25 protein-coding genes are annotated in these 26,246 nt (G+C 34.6%); 2 read left to right on the top strand and 23 right to left on the bottom strand.

What is annotated here, in order from left to right; all coding sequences use genetic code 11:
• Positions 1 to 2: 2 nt before the first annotated feature.
• The 17 genes from LU635_RS15355 to LU635_RS15275 all read right to left on the bottom strand — a co-directional run bounded on the left by LU635_RS15355 (position 3) and on the right by LU635_RS15275 (position 15,827).
• Positions 3 to 962 (bottom strand): glycosyltransferase family 2 protein, encoded by a 960-nt coding sequence (locus tag LU635_RS15355; RefSeq protein ID WP_240100388.1) that lies wholly within the window; start codon positions 960 to 962, stop codon positions 3 to 5.
• Positions 959 to 1,816, bottom strand: a complete 858-nt coding sequence (locus LU635_RS15350) for a glycosyltransferase family 2 protein (RefSeq protein ID WP_240100387.1) — start codon at positions 1,814 to 1,816, stop codon at positions 959 to 961. The genes LU635_RS15355 and LU635_RS15350 overlap by 4 nt, the downstream gene beginning before the upstream one ends.
• The gene (locus LU635_RS15345; RefSeq protein WP_240100386.1) at positions 1,803 to 2,756 is read right to left on the bottom strand and encodes a glycosyltransferase family 2 protein; all 954 of its coding nucleotides are present in this window, start codon (positions 2,754 to 2,756) and stop codon (positions 1,803 to 1,805) included. The genes LU635_RS15350 and LU635_RS15345 overlap by 14 nt, the downstream gene beginning before the upstream one ends.
• A gap of 147 nt (positions 2,757 to 2,903) precedes the next feature.
• Positions 2,904 to 3,791, bottom strand: coding sequence for a glycosyltransferase (locus LU635_RS15340; RefSeq protein ID WP_240100385.1), 888 nt, complete (start codon positions 3,789 to 3,791; stop codon positions 2,904 to 2,906).
• Position 3,792: 1 nt separating this feature from the next.
• Positions 3,793 to 4,644 carry a glycosyltransferase family 2 protein gene (locus tag LU635_RS15335; RefSeq protein ID WP_240100384.1) on the bottom strand — a complete coding sequence of 284 codons (852 nt, stop codon included), beginning with the start codon at positions 4,642 to 4,644 and terminating at the stop codon, positions 3,793 to 3,795.
• Between the two features lies 1 nt (position 4,645).
• Entirely contained in the window at positions 4,646 to 5,602 is a 957-nt protein-coding gene (locus tag LU635_RS15330) for a glycosyltransferase family 2 protein (protein WP_240100383.1), read from the bottom strand.
• A 134-nt stretch (positions 5,603 to 5,736) separates the two neighbouring features.
• Complete coding sequence (locus tag LU635_RS15325) at positions 5,737 to 6,666, bottom strand: glycosyltransferase family 2 protein (protein ID WP_240100382.1); 930 nt, start codon at positions 6,664 to 6,666, stop codon at positions 5,737 to 5,739.
• Between the two features lie 30 nt (positions 6,667 to 6,696).
• Positions 6,697 to 7,809 carry a glycosyltransferase gene (locus LU635_RS15320; RefSeq protein WP_240100381.1) on the bottom strand — a complete coding sequence of 371 codons (1,113 nt, stop codon included), beginning with the start codon at positions 7,807 to 7,809 and terminating at the stop codon, positions 6,697 to 6,699.
• Positions 7,806 to 8,516 carry a class I SAM-dependent methyltransferase gene (locus LU635_RS15315; protein WP_240100380.1) on the bottom strand — a complete coding sequence of 237 codons (711 nt, stop codon included), beginning with the start codon at positions 8,514 to 8,516 and terminating at the stop codon, positions 7,806 to 7,808. Before LU635_RS15315 ends, LU635_RS15320 begins: the two co-directional genes overlap by 4 nt.
• A 22-nt stretch (positions 8,517 to 8,538) precedes the next feature.
• On the bottom strand, positions 8,539 to 9,450 hold the full coding sequence (locus LU635_RS15310; protein ID WP_240100379.1) for a hypothetical protein: 912 nt from the start codon (positions 9,448 to 9,450) through the stop codon (positions 8,539 to 8,541).
• Between the two features lie 10 nt (positions 9,451 to 9,460).
• Entirely contained in the window at positions 9,461 to 10,153 is a 693-nt protein-coding gene (locus LU635_RS15305; RefSeq protein WP_240100378.1) for a sulfotransferase family 2 domain-containing protein, read from the bottom strand.
• Between the two features lie 4 nt (positions 10,154 to 10,157).
• Positions 10,158 to 11,378, bottom strand: coding sequence for an ABC transporter ATP-binding protein (locus LU635_RS15300; RefSeq protein ID WP_240100377.1), 1,221 nt, complete (start codon positions 11,376 to 11,378; stop codon positions 10,158 to 10,160).
• A 1-nt stretch (position 11,379) separates the two neighbouring features.
• Positions 11,380 to 12,171 carry an ABC transporter permease gene (locus tag LU635_RS15295; protein ID WP_240100376.1) on the bottom strand — a complete coding sequence of 264 codons (792 nt, stop codon included), beginning with the start codon at positions 12,169 to 12,171 and terminating at the stop codon, positions 11,380 to 11,382.
• 473 nt (positions 12,172 to 12,644) lie between these two features.
• Entirely contained in the window at positions 12,645 to 13,409 is a 765-nt protein-coding gene (locus LU635_RS15290; protein WP_240100375.1) for a sulfotransferase, read from the bottom strand.
• A gap of 137 nt (positions 13,410 to 13,546) precedes the next feature.
• Positions 13,547 to 14,467 (bottom strand): glycosyltransferase, encoded by a 921-nt coding sequence (locus LU635_RS15285; RefSeq protein WP_255749894.1) that lies wholly within the window; start codon positions 14,465 to 14,467, stop codon positions 13,547 to 13,549.
• 1 nt (position 14,468) lies between these two features.
• On the bottom strand, positions 14,469 to 15,149 hold the full coding sequence (locus tag LU635_RS15280; RefSeq protein WP_240100374.1) for a sulfotransferase family 2 domain-containing protein: 681 nt from the start codon (positions 15,147 to 15,149) through the stop codon (positions 14,469 to 14,471).
• Positions 15,150 to 15,827 (bottom strand): class I SAM-dependent methyltransferase, encoded by a 678-nt coding sequence (locus LU635_RS15275; RefSeq protein WP_240100373.1) that lies wholly within the window; start codon positions 15,825 to 15,827, stop codon positions 15,150 to 15,152.
• Positions 15,828 to 15,865: 38 nt separating this feature from the next.
• On the opposite strand from LU635_RS15275, the gene LU635_RS15270 reads away from it, so the two are divergent.
• Positions 15,866 to 16,777 (top strand): alpha-1,2-fucosyltransferase, encoded by a 912-nt coding sequence (locus LU635_RS15270; protein ID WP_240100372.1) that lies wholly within the window; start codon positions 15,866 to 15,868, stop codon positions 16,775 to 16,777.
• On the opposite strand, the gene LU635_RS15265 is transcribed toward LU635_RS15270, so the two are convergent.
• From LU635_RS15265 to LU635_RS15240, 6 genes are all read right to left on the bottom strand, one after another.
• The gene (locus LU635_RS15265; RefSeq protein ID WP_240100371.1) at positions 16,760 to 17,605 is read right to left on the bottom strand and encodes a class I SAM-dependent methyltransferase; all 846 of its coding nucleotides are present in this window, start codon (positions 17,603 to 17,605) and stop codon (positions 16,760 to 16,762) included. The two genes, LU635_RS15270 and LU635_RS15265, sit on opposite strands and share 18 nt — an antisense overlap.
• Positions 17,606 to 17,625: 20 nt before the next feature.
• Positions 17,626 to 18,393 (bottom strand): polysaccharide pyruvyl transferase family protein, encoded by a 768-nt coding sequence (locus tag LU635_RS15260; RefSeq protein WP_240100370.1) that lies wholly within the window; start codon positions 18,391 to 18,393, stop codon positions 17,626 to 17,628.
• Positions 18,394 to 18,595: 202 nt separating this feature from the next.
• Positions 18,596 to 18,928, bottom strand: a complete 333-nt coding sequence (locus LU635_RS15255) for a hypothetical protein (RefSeq protein ID WP_240100369.1) — start codon at positions 18,926 to 18,928, stop codon at positions 18,596 to 18,598.
• Between the two features lie 1,082 nt (positions 18,929 to 20,010).
• The gene (locus tag LU635_RS15250; RefSeq protein ID WP_240100368.1) at positions 20,011 to 20,733 is read right to left on the bottom strand and encodes a glycosyltransferase; all 723 of its coding nucleotides are present in this window, start codon (positions 20,731 to 20,733) and stop codon (positions 20,011 to 20,013) included.
• Positions 20,734 to 20,760: 27 nt separating this feature from the next.
• Positions 20,761 to 23,229 carry a polysaccharide biosynthesis tyrosine autokinase gene (locus LU635_RS15245; RefSeq protein WP_240100367.1) on the bottom strand — a complete coding sequence of 823 codons (2,469 nt, stop codon included), beginning with the start codon at positions 23,227 to 23,229 and terminating at the stop codon, positions 20,761 to 20,763.
• Entirely contained in the window at positions 23,230 to 24,018 is a 789-nt protein-coding gene (locus LU635_RS15240; RefSeq protein WP_240100366.1) for a polysaccharide biosynthesis/export family protein, read from the bottom strand. It lies immediately after the preceding gene.
• A gap of 298 nt (positions 24,019 to 24,316) precedes the next feature.
• Between LU635_RS15240 and LU635_RS15235 the strand changes: the two genes are divergently transcribed.
• Positions 24,317 to 26,182, top strand: a complete 1,866-nt coding sequence (locus LU635_RS15235) for an ABC-F family ATP-binding cassette domain-containing protein (RefSeq protein WP_240100365.1) — start codon at positions 24,317 to 24,319, stop codon at positions 26,180 to 26,182.
• Positions 26,183 to 26,246 lie beyond the last annotated feature (64 nt).

Here is a 26,246-nt window from a genome sequence, read left to right as displayed (position 1 = left end):
TTTTAAACCCAGGTAGAAATTTTACCCAGTATTTTATAGTGTAGCCTACTTAGAAATAGACCGGTTTTTATAAAATAAATAAGTCCGGTTCCAAGATCCCTATTGTTTTCAACATAGGCCAGCAAAGTTCTCACGATTGCTGCATTATATTGGTAAGTCAAAAAAGACCTGGTAAAGAAAATTATACTTTTTTTTGTATGTAAATTATTTTTGGTCAGATAGTTCACAAGGATCAAACGGCTAACCGAAGAAGACTTTCTTCTCTCGTAATCTTCATCTTCTCCCATAGTAAGAGTACTGGGATGCTTCCTATAGCCAAACAGAAAATGATCTACTACTTCGTAATTATCAGGATATTCATAACCTATTCGTATAAATAGCTCCCACTCTTCTGCATATCTTAGCCTTTCATCAAAACGAAATTTATCTATCAGGTCCATATTCCAGAGACCGCTTAGACTATTCATTTTAAAGTTACCGGTTAAAATAGCATCTCCAATGTGATCGTGATGAAGCCTTAATTCCGGACTTGCGGTTGTAGTTTCATCACCATTCATCTGAATTATTTTGTCATATTTACAAACCGTGAAATTTAAAGTCCTGTTCTTTCGAAAAGGTTTCACCTGTAATTCCAGTTTTTCAGGGTACATTATATCATCATCATCAAAAAACTGAATAAGATAGGCCCCGTTTTCACGTGCCAGGTCCAGTCCAAAATTTCGAGTGCCCGATAAACCTTTTTTGTAGGTATCAGGTTTTGTATAAAAACCAAATCTATCGTCGTTTTTTATAAAATCCGCGACTACTTCGGGAGTTTCATCAGTAGAATTATCATCGGTTATATAACATACCCAATGAGGATAGGTTTGATTTTTAATAGACTTTAAAGTTTCTATAATATAAGAAGCCCTGTTACAGGATGCCAGCAATATAGTAACTTGTAGATCCTGCATCTCTTTCATCCTTTGAAAATTGATTTCAACTTCCTTAGCGGTGTCAAGACAGCCTCTCCCACACGGTATTCCAGTTGATGCTCTATTCTGTCCCGTTCACTGGCTCCCTTTTCAATTCTTTCAAACATATTATCTACAAAGCCTTCAAAATTATCCTTGTACAGCTCTTTATGTTTAAGAATGATATATTTGAATTTTTCCAGCCTTAGATGTCTTATTCGCTGAGTCGTGGAATTTTCCCTAATCTGGTAATTAAAAAGAATTTCAGGAATCACATAGGCATAGCCTCCGGTTTTTAAAAGCTGGATATATAATTCCCAGTCTTCAAACCCCAAAATTGGTAGTTTTTCCTCATAACCACCGATAGCCTCCCAGTCCTTTTTTCTGAACATGGAACTGCCTACAGCAGCATTCGCAAAGAGAAAGTTTTTTATATCACCGCCGGCAGGTTGAAAAATCCCAATATTCTTTCCATTGTATATCCTATTCACTTTACAGGTGACAATCTTTACCTGCCCATCATTCTTCATAACCTCTATCGCCTTGTGACAAAAGCTTTTTTCAAAAGAATCATCAGAATCCAGATTTAAAATGAAGTCTCCTGAAGATCTTTTAATCCCGTTATTCCTGGCAATACTCTGGCCTTGGTTCTCCTGCTCTATCAGTATATCTATATTCTCCTTAACTGATGAAAGAGCTTCCAGGGTCTCCTTATCCTCAGAACCGTCATTTACTACGATAATTTCCTTGTTCTTATAAGTCTGACCCACGGCAGATCTTACCGCATTGGCCACATTTGGATCATTATAACAGGCAATAACAATAGATATGAATGGTAATGGTTTGTTTTTATGTTCTTGCATAATGCATTATTTTATAACCCCTATTTAGAAACTTTGCCGAAATAAGGGCTATTAAAAAAGCACTTCCTTTAATAAAAGAATAATATTTACAAATTAATTTGAATGCAGGCAGAAAAAAAGGAACATTGGCCTTTTTTATACCTAAATTAAAAGAATGTCGCATATAACCAGCCAAAAACCAACGTATAAGTTTTTTATCATTATATATAATTAAGTCTTGGGCTGTTTGATATTTCAGAGTTGTGATAATTTTTTCAAATTCAAGTTCATTCTTGGTACTTTCTTTTGTAATTGAATCTTTATGAATTCTTCTGTGGGTTAGAAACTCATTTATAAAACATCCATTTAGAGGTTGCTGTAAAAGTTTAATAAAAAAATTATATTCATCACCATAAAAAATTCTTTCATTAAATTCAATATCCTTTACAATTTCTCTAGTGCCAAGAAAATCATCTGTTATCCAACCTATTCTATTCAGTGCTAAATTTTCCGCTGTGATACCAAACTCTTCTCTATCAAAATCAAAGTGTTCTCCTAAAATCTCTTTAGTATCACTGTCAAAGTTCAATGAATTGGTAATTACGAAGTCAAGTTTTTTACTGGTTAAGGTTTTAGAAGCAATTTCAAGATGTCGAGATAACATTATATCATCACTATCAAACCATTTTATGAGTTTTCCTTTGCACTTGGTAAACCCATAATTTCTACAAGAATTAGCACCTTTTCTCTTTTCCTTTGGCCTAGCAAACAATTTAAAACGAGAATCATGCTTTAAATATTCTTGTAGAATTTCTAGGGTATTATCTTCACTCCCATCATCGACTATAATACATTCCCAATTAGTATAAGTTTGCTCCTTTATACTTTCAAGGGTTTTTCGAATATAGTTTGCTCGGTTATAAGTTGGAATAATTATAGATATTAATGGTTTATACATCATTAGATTTTATAAAGCAACTTAAAACAGCGGAATTTTCATTCTAATTTCTCTCTACGGAAAATTGTATTTATGTAGATTAATAATCTAAATCCAGTCCTCTAATTTAATAGAATTTTAAATCCTTCGACCTTAGTATTACACATATAATTATATTTTAAAAGTTGTAAATAGAATACCAGAAATAAAGCCTTTTATTCTACTCTTATAGAAAGGTCTGAAATACTTTCCTTTAAACCTATTAAGTAATTCTCGTATCAAGCTTTTTAAATAATAGTTCTTTACTTTTGAAAAGTCAGGATGATATTTTTTACAAAAGATCAACTTATTTCGCATAAAATAATAATGAAAAAGGGACTTCTTCACACTCGTAAGATTATAAACTATCGCATTAGTGTTTATGGCAAGACGCCAATTGTTTTGCCGGGCCCTGAAGCACCAATCAGTTTCTTCAAAATATAAAAAATATTCTTCCGGAAAATTCCCTATTTCTCTTATTGCTTTGCAATTTAAAAGAATGCTGCTACCATTGATGTAATCAATTCCATAATCCACATTTCCAGGTATCTCAGAAACATCTTTATTGAAATTTTTTTGAGATGTACTACACTTCTCATCCATTCTCAATAACTCACCATCAGAAAATATCTTAGCTCTATTGTGCCTGTGAATAATTCTTGGACCAACTGCAGCCAATGTTTTATCTTCAATTATAGTATTTAGCAGTATGGGAAGAGAATAAAAAGTAATCCTAATATCGGGATTCAGTATCCATATATAATCTGCTTTTTGCCTTAGCGCAATATCAACACCAATATTGTTACCGGCAGCATAGCCTGAATTATTTTTATTAAGGAATAAATTTTTTGAGGGTACATTTTCTTTTAACTTAATTAGATCTGAATTAGAGGAATGGTTATCAATGACTAAAATATTTAAAAATTTATAATTCTGCTCTTCTAAATTTTTAAATAACTCAATAGTTTCGTTTGCACTATTATAATTTAAAATAAGCGCAAAAACATTCAATCTTTCCAAATTAACGCAATCTATTTTTATAGCTTTTTTTATTAAAAATTGTAAAACCAAAAAACTTTTTGACGAAAAGGTCAATTACAAATTTTTCACTTTTTATAATCGTCAAAAATTCATTCTCTTTTTTTTCTGCTTGTTGATGCATGTAGTGAAAAGAACCAAAATATTTAACAAAAAAGTCAGCGTGCTTTACACTTAAATATTCATATAAATAGTCATATTGATCTCTAGTCATCATTCTATGCATATTCTTATCTGATATTCTATAGTAGAAACCTACAAAATCGAGCCTTTTTACACTTCCCCCATTTTTAAGAATGGAAATCCAAAAGTCCCAATCTTCCCACCCATATTTCATATTCAGATCATATCCTCCAGCCTTTTCCCACTCGACCTTCCTAAAAAGCGCACTACAAAAAATCATATTCATTCTACTCAGATTAAATAGAGAAAATGGTTTTAATGCCCACAGACCACTTTCCTTTCCAAATTTCTCAGCTAGACAGTAGACTACTTTAATCGAAGGGTTATCTTTAAATGCAGTTATTGCATTTTCAATATAGTCAACCGAAATTTTATCATCAGCATCTAAAGGCAAAATTATACTTCCTTCACATTTATTAATTCCAAAATTACGAGCACTACTTAATCCCTGGTTTTCTTTATAGAAATATTGGAAACGGCTATCTTCTGTAACAAATTTTCGGACTATTTCTTCAGTATTATCGGTACTCCCATCATCTACAATTATACATTCCCAATTAGAATAGACTTGTTTCAAAACAGACTCTAAAGCCTCTCCCAAATAGCGAGAATGATTATAGCACGGTACAATAATTGAAACTTTATAATCCATATTATAATTCCAATAGTTTATGAATTCCCCTTCTCACCTTTTTGGCCGAAACATCGAAACCAAGTAATAGGTAGTATTGGATAGCCAATAATAACAATTGGTAAAAAGTTAAAATACGATTTTTGTAAAATACCATGAAGAGACGGAGATTATTTTGCCTACTAATAAACCTGAATGACTCTCTTAAATAGTCATTTAGATATCCTTTTAAATTATGTCTTAAGTGCGAAAGTGAATTTTCTTTTAGTAGCGAGGATAAATCTGGGATAAAAAGCATTAAGGATTGATAATATTTAAAACTTAAATTAGTTCCTACTTTCAAGATTGCTGGTCTATAGACACTATCAGGTTTACTATCCCAAAAAACAGTATAATTTCTTATGGAATGAACCATTGCTCTTATATGAATTTCAGGATCATTTAACCTGAGATAATTTTCTTTAAATCCACTAATGGATCGAACAAAATTTATATCCCACAAAGTACACATGGTTTGCCAGTGAACCTTACATTTAAGAAAGTCTTCCAGGTAAGATTCTTTTTGAGGGATTTCCATTAATTGATATTTACCATATGTGTTTTTAACATACATTGGAAACACCCAAAAATCATTTTTTTCACCAATTTTTGTTTTTTTGACTCTCTCCTCTAAACAGAAATCAAGTAGTATATCGTCAGAATCAAGGAAAATACAAAATTGCCCTTGGGCTTTATCTAAACCAATATTTCTACAGTGTGGTGCACCTTTCGGGGACGAGTCTCTTTTATAAAACTTTATTTTTGAATTCCTTTTGCAGTAAAAATCCAATAAATCTTCCGTGTAATCAGAGGATCCATCGTCTATAATTAAACATTCCCAATTTGAATAACTCTGGGAAATTACAGAATCTATAGTCTCCCCAATTTGAGATGCTCTATTATATGTAGGGATTATGATAGATACTAAAGGTTGCAACATTTAACTATTTACGGCAAGATACAAATCCAATACTAGAATTCGACTTTGACATTCTACAGTTCATGCAAATTACAATAATTCATTTTCGACATTGTTAAAAACTTTAATCCTCTTTTATTAAGAATATTTACCTTCTAATCACCTTTCAAAAATACGTAGCCTTTTCCAAATAAATTGAAAGAAACCACAGCCAGAGCATATTTGATCAACCAGCGGAAGAAATGAAAACCCGGAAAGGCCAAACGCCTGAACAAAAGAAAATTCTTCCTGCTCATTCCTTTAACTTTCCATAAGTATTGATATTTCTTAAGCTGATCCTTGAGGTAAAAATATTTGATCTCGTTAGAACTGTCCTGCGATAAGACCTTAGCCATCTGCCTGTTCACAGCCTCATAATTAGACCTCACTACCTCCACTGATAAATCATTGGAGATGGAAGAATATGACTGACGATACCTTGTAAGATACTTCCCAACAAAAACAATATTGGGTTTTTCAAGGAGTCTCCTTATATGAAAATCACGATCCTGGCCTCGTAATAATTTCTCATCAAAAAGCTCCTTTTGCTCTAGAAAAGAGCGACGATACATGGGATCTGGCAGGTACCAGCTCACATCGAGACACACATAATCCTTTAGAAGTCTTTCACTGGAATGGGTTCTTTTCTCCTTCCTGATAAACCTCCCGTCATTATCCACCAGCTCATGCCTTGAGATCACCATATCTGTATTAGCCTCGAAACTTTTAAGCTTCTCTTCAAGGAAACTTTGGTTCATCAGGTCATCGCTGTCAAACCAGTTAACATAGTCGCCCTTACTCTGTAAATAGCCATAATTTCTACATGCATTTGCACCTTTGGGCATGGAAGCAGGTCTCTTATAATAATGGATACGAGTATCTGAATTTTCGTAGCACTCCATCATTTCTGCCATATAATCGGTAGAACCGTCATCTACTACAATACATTCCCAGTTTTTATAGGTCTGGGCAATGATACTGTCCAGGGTTTCTCCTAAAAACTCATAGCGATTGTAAACAGGAATTATAATTGAAATGAGCTCCATATAAAGGCTAAGATAACCAGATTACAGAAATCAGTATTTTCCTGAATTCTCAAGAGTGGTTTTGACCAACTCATTAAGTTTGGTAATGTGTCTTTCCAAAGTGAAATTTTCCCGGATATTCTTCTTTCCTGACTGCCCCATATGTTGTGCCTGTTCTATATTTTCAATCAACGAAATTATTTTTAAAGCCATACCATCCACATCATGTTCTTCTACCAGGAAACCGGTTTTCCCATCTATGATCACATCCGGGATCCCGGCATGATTAGTTGAAATCACCGGTAAACCAGCCGCACTGGCTTCAAGTACAGCAAGCGGAGTACCCTCTGAATCTCCATCTTCTGCTTTAATGGAGTGTTGAAGTAATGCCCGGGAATCCCGGAGATAGCCTCGAAATTCATCGGCACTTATCACACCCGGGAAATGTATGTTCTTTTCTAAATTATAATAACTAACCAGATTTTTACAGGCATTCAGGAGGTTCCCTTTTCCAGCCATAATGAGCATGCCATCCGGGTGTTTTTCAAGGACTTTCCTAAAAGAAATTATAAGGTAATAAGGAGCTTTTTTATCCACAAACCTGCCTATGGAAATGAACTGTGGTTTCTTAAAATTGGGAGACACTTCAAAAAATCCATCCCGTGGACCATATACGTTATAGACCAATTTTTCTTGGGGACAACCTAATTTCAGTAATTTTGAGTACATCTGTTTGGAAACTGCGATCACATAACTGGCATATTCAAATAACTCGCTATAGTTCGCATTGTTTTCCAGCACTTCATTTCTGCTGGCATCCACTCCATGAAAGTGAACAATTAAAGGCAGGTTCAGGGCCTTACAAACCGGAAGCATTCGTGTTCCTGTTGGGCCATACTCAGCAAAAACCAGGTCGATCTTCTTTAATTTGAAGGAGGTGATAAGGGCCTGCTCTGCCAGGGAATATTTGTTTAATCTTAAATGTCCTTTAAAAATATCTACGATCCTGCTTTTCCTGGAATTGATCACCAGGCCTCCTTCCAGTTTAGTAGGCAATTCACCATGATAATAATAGTGGATATTCCCTTTTAAAAATACCTTATGCGCCTGAATAAAAGTTTCAGAATAGGTATTCTTGCTTGGAGAGCAGAGGGCTATATTCAAGACTTTTCTTTTTTTGCTATCCCATATAAACCGGAAATCATCTGGCCTTCTCTAAAAACCACCTGTTCTGGTTTATCAAGATTAATTAAGTATCTAATAACAGGTTTTAAAATTAAAGAAAGGAATTTTCTTTTACCAGATTTCATGGGACTTCTTCTTACCCAAAGTCCAAGCATTTGTGCCATAGTGCCATGCCACCCGCCGGTAGCCTTAAGTTCAATATTTTCAAAGCCTGCTTTTTTAAACAGACGTTCTAATGCAAATGGGGTATAGCGATATTCGTCATTGGGGACTTCATGCAAATTCCATAAAAAAGGGACTGTAAAAAAAAACACTCCTCCCGGTTTCAATACGCGCAGGACCTCTTTCATCACCTGTTCGGGATTTGGGCAATGTTCTAGAACTTCTGTCGCCATCGCACACTCATAGCTATCATCTTCAGCAGGAATTACCTCCCCGTTCCATGTTACATCGGGCTTGAGATCCTTTTCATACTCTAAAGCACCTTCTATATCCAGCCCAACATATTCGTCTACGGAAGAATTTTCTAAAATGAATTTCTTATAAGGCATTTTACCACAGCCTACATCTAGCATTTTACCATTGGCCTGTGGAAGAAATTTTTTTAGACTTCTAAAAATCGATGTACGAATAAAGTATATATCTAGATTCTTTTTATTGAAGTCAACATTTATAAATTTATCCATGAGCAGGCAAATAATTAGGAAGTTAAAGTTTAAATTTCCTTTTCAGAATCTTTATATATTTATTCTTAGGTTTCTCTGGATTAACCTCTTTTTCACTTGTTTCAAATTCAAAATGGGGATTAAATTTTCTTAGCGCTTTGGTATATTCATCCAAATGCTCATCCAGTAATTTATCCTTCCCAGAGTGTATGAGTTTTAAAGTCCCTGGCGTAAAATGTATAAATATTATGGGGTAAACACCATTTATCAACACTTGGTTATTTATCATTCTCCTTTCGCACTCTATGAAATTCCAGTTTGAAACATTGCAGCCTCTATGCTCAATTTGTCTTACCTGCCCGGGAAAATATACTGGAAGAAGATTAAGATAGGCCTGATCTACATAGAATCCCTGGCTTTTAACCATTTTGTAACTACAAACTTCTAACCACCAATCCAGGATATTTAAAGCCTCCGGGGTACACGCAAAAAAACCAGCATTGTACAGGCCACCAGTAAAAAGCTGGTCAAAGTTTTCCGAATCAAGTTTTGGATCCCTGGAGCGCCAATGGGGCGTTAACAATACATCAGTCTTATCCAGTTCATCAAAAAGAAAAAATGGGGAATTGTAAAAATGGATATCGGGATCAATAAAAATTGCCTTTTTAAATTTTTCTTTTGTAAGAAGGAACTTCAAAAATAAAGGTTTTAACGCCCATCGCAAATTGCTAGCTGGGTCACTTTCAAATCTTTTTATTTTTTCAAAATCATCCGGATAACTCTCTTTAATATTTTCAAGAGTATATATCTGCAAATGTTCGTCAATAACTTCTACGTTTCCATCTACAATGAGAACCTCAAAATTTACTTTATTATCAAATTTTTGTAGGGAAGCATGAAGAGTTCTGGCAAAGAACAAATAATCTGCTGTAATGATGGTGCAAAAGCAATCCATATTTTTGTCTTTAATAATATAGAAATTCTGAGAGTATTCGGCGGAAATAATTCCTTTTATCCTCAAATTCAAACCCAAAGAAATCTATATCTTCTTTGTATTTGTTAAAGACAAGATTTTTTCTTTTTGAATTATAAAAGAAGGAATAATGGTTTTTCCCATATTTCCGTGAATTCATTTGGACGGAGAAAAAATCAATTGGAAGATCTAAATCATTTCTTACCATGGAAAAACCTTCCTCTAGAGAATCAAAATCAATTTCGATATCATATTTTATTCTTTTATCATTCAGAAAAAAATAATCCTTTTGTAAATAAAGATGATCTCCAAGGTATGGCCTACTAGAATTATCATTTAAAACCTTCTCAAATTTTCCTGTTTTGTTTAAAAAATTGGAAAATGAATCTTTTCCATATCCATTGATAATCCAAATATAATCGGAATAAGCTCGAGACCATGAATTTCTATAAATAATGAATTTATAATATTCATTCCAAGTATCAGGCTCAATATACCCTAAATCTATCAATTGCTTAGGAGTGGCATGCTGTAACCAAAGCTTATTCTTTTCATCCCATCCAAATAAGTGGTCATAGTCCGGAGTTTTTAAATTTTGAGTATGTACCCCAAATGCATTTTCTACACTGGTACCAGCACACTTCGAAATATGAATAAAAATGCATTTATGTTTATGTGATATCATGGATCTATTTCAGAGGCTTATCAATATTTTCAAAAACAGATGAAAGTAAAAATGGTTGAAAATGATCTTCTCCATGACTAACTTGAAAACTAAGCAATCCATTTATCCGCAGAAGTGGGTTGTTACTTCGCTCTTTAAAAACTGTAATATTTACTGTGTAAAAACCTTTACTCAATTGGAGATTACGATGAGTAACAATAAACTCCAACCCCCCATTTTCTATTTTTAGATTTGAACCTTTCTTATTCGGATCCAAAATTGCCACAGGTCTTTGTTCTTTATCATAAATTAAAATCCGAAAAAGTGGAATTTTTATATTCCGTTTAATATTGAATTTGAAATATAGTTTTAGATCATCTCCCCACCTTAATATCGGTTTTTCTTTTGAATACCATTCATCCGAAATTAGGTGCGTATCTTCAAGAGAGAGGCTATTGTCATCAAAAACAATACTACTATCATTATCTAAAAATCTTGAATAATACAAATCAATACCTTCACTAATATCAGCACCTTGATAAACCGCATTTCCTCTTTCTAATAAAATAATATTATTGCAAATTCTCGAGACCGTAGGCATACTGTGCGATACAAAAACTATCGCAGTATTAGGCAAAATCTCATCGATGGTTTTGAAACATTTAAGAATAAAACCAAGATCACCAACTGCCAGCACCTCATCAATGATCAAAACATCGGGTTCCATTTGAGCCGCGACGGCAAAGCCCAGGCGAACCTTCATCCCACTGCTGTAATTTTGTACAGGCATATCAATAAATTCCCTGAGCTCTGCAAAATCTATGATTTCCTCCAGCTTTTCTTCGATCTCCTTACGGGTAAAGCCTAAAACTGCTCCGTTATTATATATATTCTCCCTTCCGCTTAATATAGGATTAAAACCGGCGCCAAGTTCTATCAGGGCTCCTACCCTACCTTTGATAGTGATCTTCCCGGCATCGGGATTTATCAAACCATTCAGCATTTTAAGCAGTGTGGACTTCCCGGCTCCGTTATGCCCTATCAAACCAAGGCATCCACCCCGCCGAAGTTCAAAATCTATATCCTTTACCGCCCAGAATTCCTTCTCCCTCAATTGTCGTTCAGTCTGATTTCCTTTAAGATTGCTTACCAGGTCTTTGATCCCATACCATAGACTGGTCTTAAGATCTTTACAAAACTTCTTGGATACACCCTCAACCTTTACCAATACCTCCTTTTCTTCCATCTTATGCGCTCATACGTTCAACAATAATTGGAATGGAGATCCTGTAAAATACCAGTCCCACAAATAATAAAGGAATAGCCAGCAGGATGATCACTATATAATATCCCAGATATTCGGGCATAGTTCCAGTTAGCATATTACGTGTAGTGAGTATAATAGGACTTATGGGATTGATCTCCATCAGGGTTTTCATTATTCCGCTCTCGGGGATGGCATATACTACCGGAGTAGCATACATTAGGAACGAAAGTCCTACCGATATGATCTTCCCGATATCCTTATATAGCATACTCAAAGGAGTTAGAAATAATCCAATAGTAGTACCAAATACCAAAGCGATAAAGATCGCGAGGGGTATGAGAAATATACTCCAGTGGAAACCTATCCCGAAAAGAAAGATAAAGACCAGTAACAAAACGATCTTTACCGAAGAATTAAATAATAATTTATAGATCCCTGAGATCACCAAAGCCTCTTTAGGAAAATTGATCTTGGTGAGTATGCTCCTGGCAGAATTGGTACTTGAAGTTGGCGCATTGATGGCTTCAACGATAATAGACCATATAAGAGTACCCGAAAATGCATACACTGGATAAGGGATGCCGGTATCGGTTACCCTTATAGTACCTGAAAGATTCAGAAATATCCATACCGCTGCCGTAGCGAGTGGCGTTATAAAAGCCCAGATAATACCAAGATAGGATTGCCTGTATTGAGCCTTAATATCCCTCTCAGCTATCTGTCTTGCCAGGAACCTTGAAGAATAGATATCCTTTAGGCTTGCTTTAAGCAATTGGCTCAGCTTTAAATTATTCTCCTTTTGGTAAATTCGTGTCTCCAGGGCCAATTCTATCCTTTTTTATTCAACTTTAATAAATGTTTTCTTTCGATTAATTCACTTCCAACTTCCATTAATTTCACGGTAATTCTTAATCATCTTAAGTTCTCAAAAATGGAAACGCATACTTTTATTTCTGCATATTATAATTTGCCTTAAAATATTTTTTTAAGATAACTTTGCTTTTTCTTTAGTTCATCAGAACTGGAACCGCTAATATTAGCAAATCTAATCCTATAATTAAGTCCCTTTAATTCTAATGAGGTTTTATTAATTTTTTCAAGGGATATTTTTGCTGTTTACGACCATGAACAACTAGTGCGATAGTTAATACAAAATTTTTCAACATAGTTTTACTTTCTAAATTTTAGATAGATTGGTAAAAGCATGTAAGGTCTTCTAATCGTTACAATATGATAATTACCTGTTTATTCTTCAAATAAATATTCCCATTTTGAATTTTCAAATTTTATTTTTAATTCAGAATAATTATTGATTAGTTCATTAAGCCCTTCAGGGTTTTGCTGTTTATTATTTGCAGTCAATACATCAACAGGCAAATTCAATGAAGATAAAATTCTATTAATTTCCAGTTGCCTATTTTCTATTAAGTCTTCATAATAAACTTCTAAATAATTATGCCTTTGGAAATTAAGTCTGGTAATATTTTCGTAATCTTCAATCTCTTCAAAAGCACCAATACAAGCATGGTAATCTAAAGTCACTTTTTTTGTATTCAAAGACAAATTATTTGGTCTATTAATATTATCTGTCCATAATTTTGTTTTCAATCCAATTTTCTGAGAAAGAAATATCCTTAGAAGATTTTTTCTCTTTAAATGGATAATTGTTATAGTCTTATCATTGTTGATAATATTCCAAACATCTTTGTCCTCATCATACGGATGAAAATAAAATAATTTAAACCCAACCTGATGAATTTTTTTAGGCTTTTTACTAAAAAATTCTTGCCAAATCTTACTACAAGATTTACCATTTAAATTTTTAAAAATTTCTCCTTCGCAAATAATATTCTGATGACTATTTAATAGCGTTGCTAGCAAGGTAGAGCCAGTCCTTGCGGTACTAATGATGACGAATTTTTTATAATTACTGTGTCCAGTAATATTGTATAAGTTTTGCTTTTGCCATTTTAACAAAACACCATATATATTTTTGATATTCTTTTTCACTTACAAAATGATTACCTCATTCTAAAAAAATTTAAAATTTAATAGATTTAGTTTTGAATTTATTTAGAACAATATTTTTCTTGCATATTGAGATAAATGTTTTGACATTTTCAATTATTTGCAAAGATTTATTTTATCTAATTTAAATAATGTTTCCCTTTCAGTTTGTTCAACTCCCGGCTTTCTTTGATTTCAGGTATGATCCTTTGGATCATCAAGAGTTCATCAAGATGAAACCGGGCGTTTTTAAATCTGAAAAATATAATATTCTTTAAAATATCTTTTTTAAGATCGGCTTGTTTTTTCTTTAGCTCATCAGAAACTGAACCGGTAATATTGGCAAATCTAACCTTATAATTTCGTTCCTTATAATTTAAATGAGCTCTTGTAAAGTTTTCGATTTGGTGCTTTCGTTCTTCACGGTCGTGAACAATAAAATTATTTACACCGAGACCTATTTTAAACCCATGATAACGAGCCCTGCTGCAATAGTTAATATCTTCGCCATAATGAAAAAAGATAGGGTCAAACCCGCCAACGTTTTCTATACATTCCTTTGAGATCAACCATGCCGCTGCATTGATAAAAGGAAATTCATAAAGCTCTTTTTGCTCGCTTTTTAGAACCATATCTGAGAAAAAATATGGATTATATTGAAAAGAAACGTGCTGAGAGAACAGGGCGTCCATTTTATCTTTTTTAGCATTTAAATGAACTGGGCTTAAGATCCCAAATTCAGGATTTTTATTTTGGAGCTCTACCAAATTTCCCAAACATTCCTCTAGTACCCATGCATCCTGATTTAATAAGAATACATGCTTCGCTCCATTTGTAAGTGCCTGACTAATACCAATATTATTTGCTTGCCCAAAACCAATATTCTTTGCTTGCTCTATTAATTGAACCTCAGGATAATTATTCTTTATAAACTTTTTGGTGCCATCATCTGAGTTATTATCAACAACAATCACCTGAAATCCCGAAACGCTTTGCAAACATTTCGATATCCAGTCCATCGCATTATAAGTAACTATTATTATGCTTAACTCCTTGCTCATCCTAGAAAAGATTCTTCAACTTTTCCAATCCTTTTTTTTGTTCCTCAAAGGAATAATCAAAGAGTTGGATATCCTCCTGGTAATTTTCTTCGATCAACTTACGCTGACTCCCTGTATAGAACAATGAATAGTGAGACGGCATGGTATCACTTTTTTTTTCATGCTCGCTAAACCTGTTCGGGATGTCCAAAATCTCACATATTTTAGCCATTTCTTCCGAAAAATTTTCAAACCTGCCAATATAATCAAGGTCACCATTATCAGGCTTCGCAAAGATATGCTGTGGATCAAGATGATCACCTCTGTATGCCTTTCTTGAATCATCAAGCAGCACCCTTTTGAATCTTCCTTTTTTTAATATGAAATTTTTAAAGCTATCCTTAATATGAGTATCTTTCATCATCCATAAATAATCGGACAGAGCCCTCTCCCAGGGATTCCTAACAAAACAAAATTTAAAATAGGTGTTCCACTGCTCAGGTGTTACTAAACCTGTGGATAGTAATTGAAAGGGCGTAGCATGTTGCATGTGTATTTTCCTTTCGGGACACCATCCATATAGTAAATCGTAGTCCGGGGCCACCCAATTTAGTGCTACCCCCCCAGATAAAAATTTGTTTATACTACTTCCTCCGGTCTTAGGAATATGAATAAAAATGCATTTATACCTATGGTTTATCATTTAGGCAATATTATTTTTTACAGTCTTTCGCTCCAAAAATGCTTCATACTTCATCCTATCAATTCTCTCAAAAAGCTTCTCATCCACTATCAAATGTTTAAGTTCTTTTGCTGGGTTTATTATTCCCAATCCAAAATCATCTTCCATAACTGAAATTTCCAGGCTTTCGGGGTATTTAATTTTAAGATACTCCATTGTTTTCCAGACATCACCGCACCATTGTCCTGTCCAGCCTTTAATGTTTTTATCTTTTGCTTCATGAAATGAAGATGCTGGTGTAGCGGCCGCTTTGTTTGGGGGAACACAATCATGCATAACTATGGTTCCATTCTTATTCAAATATCGTAAACTATTCAAAACGTCTTTAAGACTGGCTTCAAAAGTATGCAATCCATCTATAAAGAAAAGGTCTACCCCATCCTGCTTAAAAAGTGATGGAGCTTTTCTCTTAAAAAACTCATCACTTGTTATCTCAAAATATCGATTGTTGATATTGAAGAAATTTCTTTTGATCCAGACAAGTTTGCCTTTCCAGTTTATTTTCATGGCCGGATCTACTGCGATCTTTCTTTTACATTTTAATGGAAAAAACAATCTTCCGCGATGTACTCCTATCTCAACATAAGTGGAATAATTTTTTTCCTCAATTAAGTGCTTCATCAATTGAAACCTGTTCATATCAAAATTTAATTATTTTTGTTAAAACTACCACTTTAATGCTTACATTTTCTAAACTCGAAAAAAAAGGAAATCTCGGTAATCAGTTATTCCACCTGGCGTCCACTATTGGGATTGCCAGAGAGAAAGGCCACACTTATTCTTTTCCAGAATGGAGATACGAGGAATTCTTCGACTTCAATTTTCCTAAAACTCCGGAAAACGCTGAATTTAAATATATAAAAGAAAAACAGTTTCACGTATACGATTGGGACTTAAAGCAAGATAGTAATTATGACCTGGAAGGCTGGTTACAGTCTGAACAATATTTTGACATTCCTTACACACGTGAGGTGGTCTTTAAGTTCAAAGATGATTTTATAGATCCACTATTAAAGAAAAACTCCTTTCTATTTGACAGGAAAACCATACTTATAAGCGTAAGAAGAGGCGATTTTATACATCATCCTTTTTATTTTCAGTTATCATACAGATTTTATTTCACTGCTATTTTAGAATATTTTCCAGATTGGGAAGACCGCAATCTCATTTTTATAAGTGACGATATAGCATATTGTAAATATCATTTTGGCCATTTTGATAACGCCTATTTTCTTGAAGGCTTCAGTCCTATGGAGCAGTTGGCAATAGGATCCAGATGTGATGATTACATAATAAGCAATTCAACGTTCTCCTGGTGGGTAGCGTGGCTGGGTGAAAAAGAAGATACTCGCATTGTAAGGCCTTTGAGCAAATTCAGAGGTAAAAAAAGTACGCTTTCAAATGAAAAAGATTTCTTTCCCGATAGATGGATCATACACGATCACGGGAGAAAAAATATACCTTCCAGATATTCCAAACTCTATATTAAAGCTAACACCTATCTCTTCGGGAAATTCATTTATAACAAACTAAGAGGTATGAAATACAGAATCATCAGGCTACCCAATAAATTAGGCTGGTCTTCGTAGAACTATTAATTGACTCCTGGCCATAGAGCAATTCAGAAAATTTGGTAAAAGCTTTTCATTCTTTAAAGCCCATCTGGTATATTTTCCACTAAATTTTCCAACAGGTAGCAGTCTTCGGAAACGTTCCAGGGATCCTATAGGTGTGATTTGCACTTCATTAAAAAACTCTTTCCCTGCAGTTTCAAAATGACGGCTACTATAACTCCTATCCGGATGAGGATCGTTTGCCTTCCATTTATCAAAAGCTGCTCTATTGAATTTGGAAGGCCTGTCATCTACAGGAATATACCATCTTATCTCATCCAGAATTCTACTGTTCACTGCTGGCTCAAAGAATCTTGCCTCTCCGTTTTCTTTTAATAATCTGGCCGTTTCCTTCAGAAATTCTTTTTCAATAGGAATAGTGAGATGATGTAAAAAGGCCTTACCGATAATAAAATCGAATGAATTTTCTTCTAAGTCGTTCTTCAGAAAATCCCCTTCAATAAATTTTATTGGATACTTGAAAGTATATTTTTGGTTTAATTTATCTACTATTTCGCCACTTGCAGAAGCAATATCATTCGCATAAACCTCGGCTCCCAGGGCAGCCATTACCGCAGCATTATTACAATTACCGCAGCCCATTTCAAGGATTTTCTTTCCCTTTATTTTTTCTCTGAAATTATCCTGATATATCCCAAACCAGCTGGTTTCGGTTTTTGTGGCAAATCGTAAATAATCATCCAGATGATCTAACCACCACAATATATTCTTAATCGAATAATTCGAATATTGTTGCTCGTATAAATACTTGTTTTTTTCCTGATTCTTAGCGTTCTCCTCCATTCAACTTGATTAATAAAGATTTAATTAAAAGGTTGAACTCTTAGCAGACCTTCTCTAAGGTCATTAAGTCTTTCTGGTAATACCAGAGAATTAGAGTTTTTAAAGTAATTATCCATCTCATCTAAAAAGACCGTACTATCCACGAATGGAACCACATAATTATCTATATCTACTGAATTAAAATAATCCTCATATTTTACTCCATCTCCAAAAATTCTTTCCGAAAACTTAACCTGAATACTGGGAATTCCATAAGCATGTGACACAATTATGCCGTGAAGAGAAGATGAAATCGTTTTACGGCATTTTAATATCTCTGTAGTAACCTCTTCAACATTATTGGTCATGATATCTATTACTTTCACGTTGTTCATTCCTTTGAACAAATCTAAGGCCAGGTGGTAGTCATTATAGTGTGGAATTATCCCCAGCTCAAATTCTTTCTTTACTTCAGGGTAATAGAATTTTGGTAGAAGTAAGGCTGGATCTCCATAAACCTCTAGACAGTCCATACCTTGCTTGTTGATATATTTACGAGTAAGTGGACCTCTAACCGCTAAAAATCTATCAGCCTTTATGCCCTTTTCCCTATCAATTATACCACTTCCCCAAACGATGGTATTCTTGGAGGTATGATGCAAAATACTCCCAATAGCAGCGTAATTCTTTTTATTTATGGTATACCAGGCCGTTTTGGATGGGTTTACCCATTTTACGACTCTTCCCGATATTTTTTCTACAATATATCTGGATAAAAGGTCACCATAATTTTCCCTGGACTTACCCATTAATCTGGTTTCACTCCAATAAAAGAGAGGAATAGTTTTAGATAATGAAGAGGCCATATGATAAATGTATTATAAGATCATAGATACAAAAATCTTCTACATAATTCGATAATATTGATCCCAAAACATTTTAGGAATTTAAATAACCGCTAAAGCTACATCTTTTCAGGAGAAGGAAGTAGATAAATAAAAATTTTACAGATCAATCCTCCTGGTTTTTAGATAGCCTTATCGAATGTATTTGTTTATCATACATTTCGTTTATCATCTTAGTAAAACAACTGTTTTCCCACTCACCAGGATCTGACTTTATTTCAAAATTTCTAAAACTGGAAGGATAGTTCTTAATTGGAGGGAGCTCTACTTCCTTTGACTCGGTATTCTTTAATATGTTGTACCTACTCTCTACTTCATTCTTATATAGAAGGAACTTTGAGTTAAAAATATCTGAATAAAGATTCGCATAATTTGAATTATTCCCAATCGAAAGTCCAAGAAAGCCTAAAACACAAACGGCAGCACTTACGCTAAGCAAAGTTAAATACTTAGAGTAATTTAATCTAGTGGAAAAAAAACTCGCTAGGTTTAATAAATTTAAGAAAAATATTGCCTGCAAAACGGAAAAGAGCAAATTACCAATTCTGCTGACCGTCAAATTAGGAACTCCCATGGTATAATAGGGAACAAAAACTATAGTGCTAAGAAAAAAGAAAGAAATTGTGGCTAAAATAAAAGGATTAAAGCTTTTTATTCGGCCGCCTTTATTTTTGGCAATTAGGATAATGAACAATATAAAAAGTCCGAGGTAAATAATAATATGCGGCCAGCGAAATGCATTTTTAATTATAAACGATCCTGTTGATAAAATAGAATAGATCATAGAATGTAATAGATCACCACTTCCTGAATAATTATTAAGTTTCCCTTCAGTCGCTGGGGACATGAGCACTATCATACTGCAAATTATACTAAACAAAACAAGCCATAAACTTCTTTTGTCCGCACTCTTTTTTCTAATCGAACTATAAATAAGTTTAAGAAGTAATAAGAAATTTATTGCCACTATTAGCATTTCACTATTCCCGATAATTAAAAAGATTAAAATGGATAAAAGAAAAAAGTATCTGGGTTCAAAAAATTCTGATAGATAGTATCGCAAAAAGAGAAGAAATAATATGTAACTGTACAGATAAACATTTAAAGAAGCATACCAATAAAACATCTGGTATACCGAAGGCAGGGTGGTTAAATTAATAATAACAAAGAGAAAACCAATTAGTATAATTGAGAAGAATGAACTTTTCAGATTATAGAGCACTAATAGCTTTCTAACAAAATAGAATTGTACACAAATAAAGATTATAAATGAGATTAGACATATAAACCTATAAAAACTCAAGCTGTATACAGGTAATAGGCTCAAAAAAGAATTGGTATACCTGCCATTATGACTTTTATACCAGTGAATAATATTTGAGAAATATTGATCACTCTTAAGAAAAGCCCTACAGAAGTCGTCTGCCTGAGGAAATATATAAAAAAATACTAAAAAAAATGGAAAAAGAAAAAGCAGAAAGATAAGCAATAAAAGTCCATACTGGAAGGCCTTCTTCTTCATCACTTATAAGTTTTATATATAAAGTATAACTGTTTCAATATCCTTAAATTCTGACTAAATTTGAAGTTGGAAAAATTGGATTTAGAATATCCCAATACCGGAACCTCAACGATACGATTTCTTAGGTAAGGAATACCATTTCTAAGTCTTAAAAAAATTTCAATATCAAATAACCATTTTGAAATAAAGGGATCTTTAAAACACAATCTATAAATTTCCCTTTTAAATAATTTACATCCACATTGTGTATCGGATAATCCGGGTTGGAGCTTAATTAATTTATTTGCGATCTTAACAATAAAAACAGATCCAAAATTTCTAACAGAGAGCTTTTTTAAATTTTTTAATAAATCTCTTTTACTAATTGCTATTAAATAATTCCCAGCCTCTATTTCCTTTTTTAAAAGCCTAACCTGATTTAAAGGTATATCGGAATCAGCATCTATAAATCCAAAATAATCGTAACCTTCAAGATCTGAATTTAATATAGCATTTCTTAAGGCAGGTCCTTTTCCAATATTTCGTACGTTCTCGATAAGGGAAACGTTTTCATAATTTAATAACTTTTGTTGTAGCAGCTTGCTGGTGTTATCTATACTCCCGTCATTGACGAAAAAAAAATCGATTGAATCTGTTTCTGTCTGAATAAATTTTTCAAAAGCAGGTATATTCAGTCGCTTTTCTTCATTAAAACAAGGAATAAAAAGAGCTGTTTTTTTCACTTAACAAGAACTATATGAAAAAACATTTTACTCAAAATTTCGCATGAATTTTCTCCACGATTCCTTCAATTGTGATATTTTAGAAGGTGCAGCACCGTAATAACCCTTAGCATATCTATTATAACCATAACCATAGCCATAGCCATAGCCATAGCCGTAACCATAACCATATTTTGCACTATGCACAAAGTGATTTAAAACGAAGCTGATGTTTTTAACCTCTTCTTTAGCGTATTTTTGATTAATGGTCTCCAGCATACCACGCTTAGTATAATCCTGTCTCACAAGATATAGGGTAGCATCGGCATGTTTTACCAGGTTTAAGGCATCAGCAACCATCCCGATAGGCGGAGTATCAAGAATAATATAATCATATTCTTTCTTTAGGTCAGAAATCAGGACATCCATTTTTTCGCTTAACAATAATTCCGACGGATTTGGAGGTACTGGACCAGAAGTTATAACGTCTAAATAAGGGATTTTACTTTTCTGAATAATTTCTTTGGAATCTGCCTGATCAATGAGATAATTTACTATCCCAAGATCATTATTAAGTTCAAAATCATCAAATATTTTTGGCTTCCTAAGGTCGACTCCAACTAATACCGTTCTTTTTTCACTGAGCGCAAAAACAGTAGCCAGGTTCATAGCACAAAAGGTTTTACCTTCCCCCGAGACCGAAGATGTAATTAAAACTGTTTTGGATCCAACAACTCCCTGCCGCTTGTACATAAACTGCAAACTAGAACGCAGTCCCCGAAAACTTTCAGCAATAGATGATTTTGGAGAGTCGAAAACTGCCAGATTGGAATTCATTTTATTTCTTCCTATCAATCCCAGAATTGGTATAGGAGAAAGCCTGGTGATTTCCTGAGCATTATGAATATTTGTGTTTAAAAAAACTAATAGAAAAACGAAGGTTAAAGGGATTAATCCACCTGTTAAAACCGCCATCACATAATTTAATTGCGTATCTGGTCCAATTCTCCCTCCTCCCGTATCTTTAGCCTTATCTATGATCTGGACATCACTTACATTCGCAGCCTTGATCAAACCAGCTTCACTACGTTTTTCCAGGAACATATTGTAAGTGCGTTCATTAATCGCATACTTCCTTTGAATTCTTAACAGGTCCTGTTCTCCCTTGGGTAACTTTCTAACTTCCGATTCTAAACTTGAAATTTTTGAATTGATATCACGAATCTCTCCTTGCAATAAGTTTTTTGAAGATTGAATATTCTCGAGAAGTATAGCTTTTAGCGAATTGATCTGGCGGTCAATGTCATCAAATACTGGCGAATTCTCTCTTAAAGTATACTGATAATTGCGACGTTCCTCTGCCAGGCTAATAATTTTAGATACTGCATTCGATATACTTCCTTCATCTATTCCGGCAACGGAAGGCGCGGGAACATTTGAATAATCATCCCTGGTTTGCAGATATTGCTCCAGATTATTATAATATTTTATCTGTCTTCTAATTTGTTCCTTTTCCAAATCTAATTCAGATAATCTAGCTGAAAGTTGCCCATTTTCAGTTGATATTTCCATCAATGAATTCTCATCTTTGAAAGCGTTTAGTTCTGCCTGAACCAACTTAAGAGTATCTTGCTGTGCACTTAGGGTACTATCAATAAATCTGATTGTCTTGGTTGCAAAAAGATTTTTTCTTTCCAGCATATTATCACTCAAAACAGCTACCGATCCATTTAGGTAATCTACTATCCTGAATTTATTTAGATTTACCATGCTCAAATTTAAGACAGAAGACCCGTTCCCTTGGGGGGCTACACTTACACCTCTATATCTCCCTACAGTTCCGTCGAAATCATTGAAACTGATATAAAAATTTTTTCCTATCTGTAAAGGTCTACTGGTCCTTTGAAAAACCCCTGAAAAAAAAGGAAGTTTTATTCGTTCCCCTATATTGAAATTTCGGCTAAATTCACCGGCCTCCATTACCCGGTTATCTGTCTCCCTGGTTCTATAATTGGTTCTGGACAAATTGGAAGGAATCTGGGCCTGAATATTAAAAGTAATTTCATCAACCATTGAAACGACCATGGTAACATTATTGGCCTGAAAGGCAGCTGAATCTGCTTCTATTTTAAATGGAGTTTTGCCATATGCATCTACCCTTTGATATTCTCCATCCTCAAGATAATTTATATAAAATTGTAATTCTTCTACAACTTCTTCATTATGTGATCGGGATCTTAAAATAGTTATTGCTGTATTAATCTTATCAGAAGTCCCTCCCCAGTTAAAGGTCAGACTGGTATTGGAAGTGAAAAAAGGATTCTGATCGTCTTTAATAGCGATCATATTGCTCAAACGATACACAGGTAACTTTCGAACATTATTATAATAAGCTACGGCAAGACTAATACCTATGGAGAGCAATATAAGCTTCCAATAACTAATAACTTTAAGAATAAACCCCTTAAAATCGAAGGTGGAACCTACATCTGATATGTGATCATCTTCATGCGCCATTTATCGTGTTGTTAAGAAATAAATTGAAGTAGCTAATGCAATGAGACTAGATACGGTTCTAAAAACTTCAAGTCCGGTTGTTCCTAGTCCCAGTGCCTTTCTGGGAAGAGGATTTACTACGATCATATCATTCGGCTGGATATAGTAATAAGGACTTTTCATTATTTCAATATCTGTCACATCCACCACATGTACTTCTTCACCCTGCGGATATTGTCTTATAATCTGCACATTTTCACGATCCCCATAGTCATTAATACCCCCGGCATTTGCGATCGCTTCCATAAGAGTAATCTGATCCTTATAAACAACCTGGCTACCCTGGCCTATTTCACCCAGTGTAGTGTATCTTATTCCGGCAAGTTTTACGGTAACGAATATATTTGCCTCTTCTTTAAAGTACTCTTCCAGTAATTTCTGCTCTATCTTTTCCCTTACTTCCCTTTCAGTAAATCCTAAAACATTGATTTCTCCCATTGTAGGAACCCGGATGTTTCCATGGTCATCTACAGTGAATCCATCAAAATAAACGGCTTCCTCGGTGGTAGCGTTAGGGTTTTCACTACCTATGGGATTAAACATACCCACGATATCCTGATCAAGAGCTTTAACCCTGATACTAAGAAGGTCTCCAACTTGTATACGATAGGGTTTCCGAAGCCTTTGCACCTGAATGATACTATCTACCTCCTTTTCATGTTCCTGAAGATAGGACATCTGTTTGGTAGATACACAGGAGCTTAAGGCTAGTAGGGCAGCGAATAAAAACAGTACTGATCTATATCGCATAGGGGACTTCACATAGTTTTAACAAATATAGTTTTTACGAGCTAATAATAAAATAATGTCATGAATTTATCTTATAAGCTTTAAGCTGTACGCTCCATGTTGTTCAGCAATTAGCTGGTACTTGAAAAAACAATAGATAATGTCCTTTTGAGGTGAAGCCGAGGCAAACCCTAACTTTTTACAATCTTCAAATCAATCAATCAGACTTCTTCGCTTCACCCTCAAAGATGGTAAAAATGAACATTGTTATTTCGTCATTGTTATTCGTACTTTTGAGCCCGAATTACAGACTAAATACATGAACTACCTTTCAGTAGAAAATATAGCCAAATCTTATGGAGAGCGTGAACTCTTCAAGAATATCTCTTTCGGAATAAACGAAGGGCAGAAAGTGGGATTCGTGGCCAAGAACGGGACGGGAAAAACCAGTCTCTTGAATATTCTTGCCGGAACCGATTCTCCCGACGAAGGACAGGTGATCTATCGCAATGATATAAGAACAGCCTTCCTCTCTCAGGAACCAGACCTGGACCCTAATTTAACTATAGAACAGACCATTTTCTCAAGTGATAACCCGACCCTTAAAATCATAGAGAACTATGAAAAGACTTTAAGGAATCCTGATGATGCAGATGCACTTCAAAAAGCCATGGACGAGATGGAAAGCCATAATGCCTGGGATTTTGAAACCACCTACAAACAAATCCTGTTTAAACTGAACCTGGAAGATCTTGACGCTGAAGTAAAGAACCTTTCCGGAGGGCAGAAAAAAAGACTCGCCCTGGCACGGATGCTTTTAAAAGATCCCGACTTTATTATCCTCGATGAACCAACTAACCATCTGGATCTGGATATGATAGAATGGTTAGAAGAATACTTCAGAAAACAGGATTTCACCATCTTTATGGTAACTCACGATCGCTACTTTCTGGAAAGGGTATGCAACGAGATCATAGAACTGGAAGGGGGTAAACTATATACCTACAAAGGAAACTATTCCTATTATCTCGATAAAAAGGAAGAAAGACATCAACTTGAGCAAACCAATACCGAAAAAGCTCAGCAACTCTACAAGAAAGAACTGGATTGGATGCGTCGTCAGCCCAAAGCCCGAACCACAAAATCCAAATCGCGGATCGATGACTTTCATGAAATAAAACACAGGGCGAGTCAGCGAAGGCAGGACCATAAGGTTCAGCTTGAACTAAATATGGAGCGTCTGGGAAGCAAGATTGTGGAACTTCATAATATCTCCAAGGAACTCGGCGGGAAGCAATTATTGAAAAATTTCAGCTACACCTTTAAAAAAGGAGAAAGGCTGGGAATCATTGGCAAGAACGGAACAGGAAAGTCCACTTTCCTGAATATGTTAACCGGCAATCTGGATCCCGATACCGGAAAAATTGTGGTAGGTGAAACCGTGAAATTTGGTTACTATACCCAGAAAGGGATCAAAATAAAGCCCGGACAAAAAGTAGTGGAGGTCATCAAGGAATATGGGGATTACATTCCATTGAAAAAAGGCCGGCAAATATCTGCCGAACAGCTTCTGGAAAGGTTCCTATTTGACCGTAAGAAACAATATGACTATGTTGAAAAACTGAGCGGGGGTGAAAAGAAAAGGCTTTATCTATGTACCGTTCTTATTCAGAATCCCAATTTCCTGATCCTGGATGAACCTACGAACGACCTGGATGTGTTAACCCTGAATGTCCTGGAAAACTTTCTACTTGATTTTCCGGGCTGTGTTATCGTCGTTTCTCACGATCGATACTTTATGGACAAGATCACAGATCATCTCTTTATTTTCCAGGGAAATGCAGAAGTACAGGATTTCCCCGGGAATTATACCGATTACCGGGAGTATTCTGAAAGCAAAATTGCCTCAGATTCTAAAACACCCGAAAAAAAATCCAAGGAAAATACCTGGCGGGACGATTCAACCGGCTCCAAACTGACCTACAAAGAACAAAAGGAATTCGGAAAACTGGAGAAAGAGATCAGCCAGCTTGAGAAGAAAAAAGAAGAAATTCAGAAAGAGTTCCTTAAGGAATTGAGCGGTGATGAGATTAATAAAACCTCCGTTAAATTACAATCGGTAGAAGATGAAATTGAGGAAAAAACCATGCGTTACTTTGAATTGATGGAAAAGTTAGAATCATAATGAATTTATAAAGTGGAGAGAGAAGGAGTGAAGAGTGGAAAGTGGAAAGTGGAAAGTGGAAAGT

The organism is Christiangramia crocea (assembly GCF_022410465.1).
GTDB classification, from domain to species: Bacteria; Bacteroidota; Bacteroidia; order Flavobacteriales; family Flavobacteriaceae; genus Christiangramia; species Christiangramia crocea.
This window is presented reverse-complemented; position numbering and strand designations above follow the sequence as displayed.

What these genes read in the sequence shown, in the direction of transcription:
- LU635_RS15355 (WP_240100388.1), bottom strand. Translation starts at nt 962, where the DNA reads ATGAAAGAGATGCAGGATCTACAAGTTACTATATTGCTGGCATCCTGT.
- LU635_RS15350 (WP_240100387.1), bottom strand. Translation starts at nt 1,816, where the DNA reads ATGCAAGAACATAAAAACAAACCATTACCATTCATATCTATTGTTATT.
- LU635_RS15345 (WP_240100386.1), bottom strand. Translation starts at nt 2,756, where the DNA reads ATGATGTATAAACCATTAATATCTATAATTATTCCAACTTATAACCGA.
- LU635_RS15335 (WP_240100384.1), bottom strand. Translation starts at nt 4,644, where the DNA reads ATGGATTATAAAGTTTCAATTATTGTACCGTGCTATAATCATTCTCGC.
- LU635_RS15330 (WP_240100383.1), bottom strand. Translation starts at nt 5,602, where the DNA reads ATGTTGCAACCTTTAGTATCTATCATAATCCCTACATATAATAGAGCA.
- LU635_RS15325 (WP_240100382.1), bottom strand. Translation starts at nt 6,666, where the DNA reads ATGGAGCTCATTTCAATTATAATTCCTGTTTACAATCGCTATGAGTTT.
- LU635_RS15315 (WP_240100380.1), bottom strand. Translation starts at nt 8,516, where the DNA reads ATGGATAAATTTATAAATGTTGACTTCAATAAAAAGAATCTAGATATA.
- LU635_RS15310 (WP_240100379.1), bottom strand. Translation starts at nt 9,450, where the DNA reads ATGGATTGCTTTTGCACCATCATTACAGCAGATTATTTGTTCTTTGCC.
- LU635_RS15305 (WP_240100378.1), bottom strand. Translation starts at nt 10,153, where the DNA reads ATGATATCACATAAACATAAATGCATTTTTATTCATATTTCGAAGTGT.
- LU635_RS15300 (WP_240100377.1), bottom strand. Translation starts at nt 11,378, where the DNA reads ATGGAAGAAAAGGAGGTATTGGTAAAGGTTGAGGGTGTATCCAAGAAG.
- LU635_RS15285 (WP_255749894.1), bottom strand. Translation starts at nt 14,467, where the DNA reads ATGAGCAAGGAGTTAAGCATAATAATAGTTACTTATAATGCGATGGAC.
- LU635_RS15280 (WP_240100374.1), bottom strand. Translation starts at nt 15,149, where the DNA reads ATGATAAACCATAGGTATAAATGCATTTTTATTCATATTCCTAAGACC.
- LU635_RS15275 (WP_240100373.1), bottom strand. Translation starts at nt 15,827, where the DNA reads ATGAACAGGTTTCAATTGATGAAGCACTTAATTGAGGAAAAAAATTAT.
- LU635_RS15270 (WP_240100372.1), top strand. Translation starts at nt 15,866, where the DNA reads ATGCTTACATTTTCTAAACTCGAAAAAAAAGGAAATCTCGGTAATCAG.
- LU635_RS15265 (WP_240100371.1), bottom strand. Translation starts at nt 17,605, where the DNA reads ATGGAGGAGAACGCTAAGAATCAGGAAAAAAACAAGTATTTATACGAG.
- LU635_RS15260 (WP_240100370.1), bottom strand. Translation starts at nt 18,393, where the DNA reads ATGGGTAAGTCCAGGGAAAATTATGGTGACCTTTTATCCAGATATATT.
- LU635_RS15245 (WP_240100367.1), bottom strand. Translation starts at nt 23,229, where the DNA reads ATGGCGCATGAAGATGATCACATATCAGATGTAGGTTCCACCTTCGAT.
- LU635_RS15240 (WP_240100366.1), bottom strand. Translation starts at nt 24,018, where the DNA reads ATGCGATATAGATCAGTACTGTTTTTATTCGCTGCCCTACTAGCCTTA.
- LU635_RS15235 (WP_240100365.1), top strand. Translation starts at nt 24,317, where the DNA reads ATGAACTACCTTTCAGTAGAAAATATAGCCAAATCTTATGGAGAGCGT.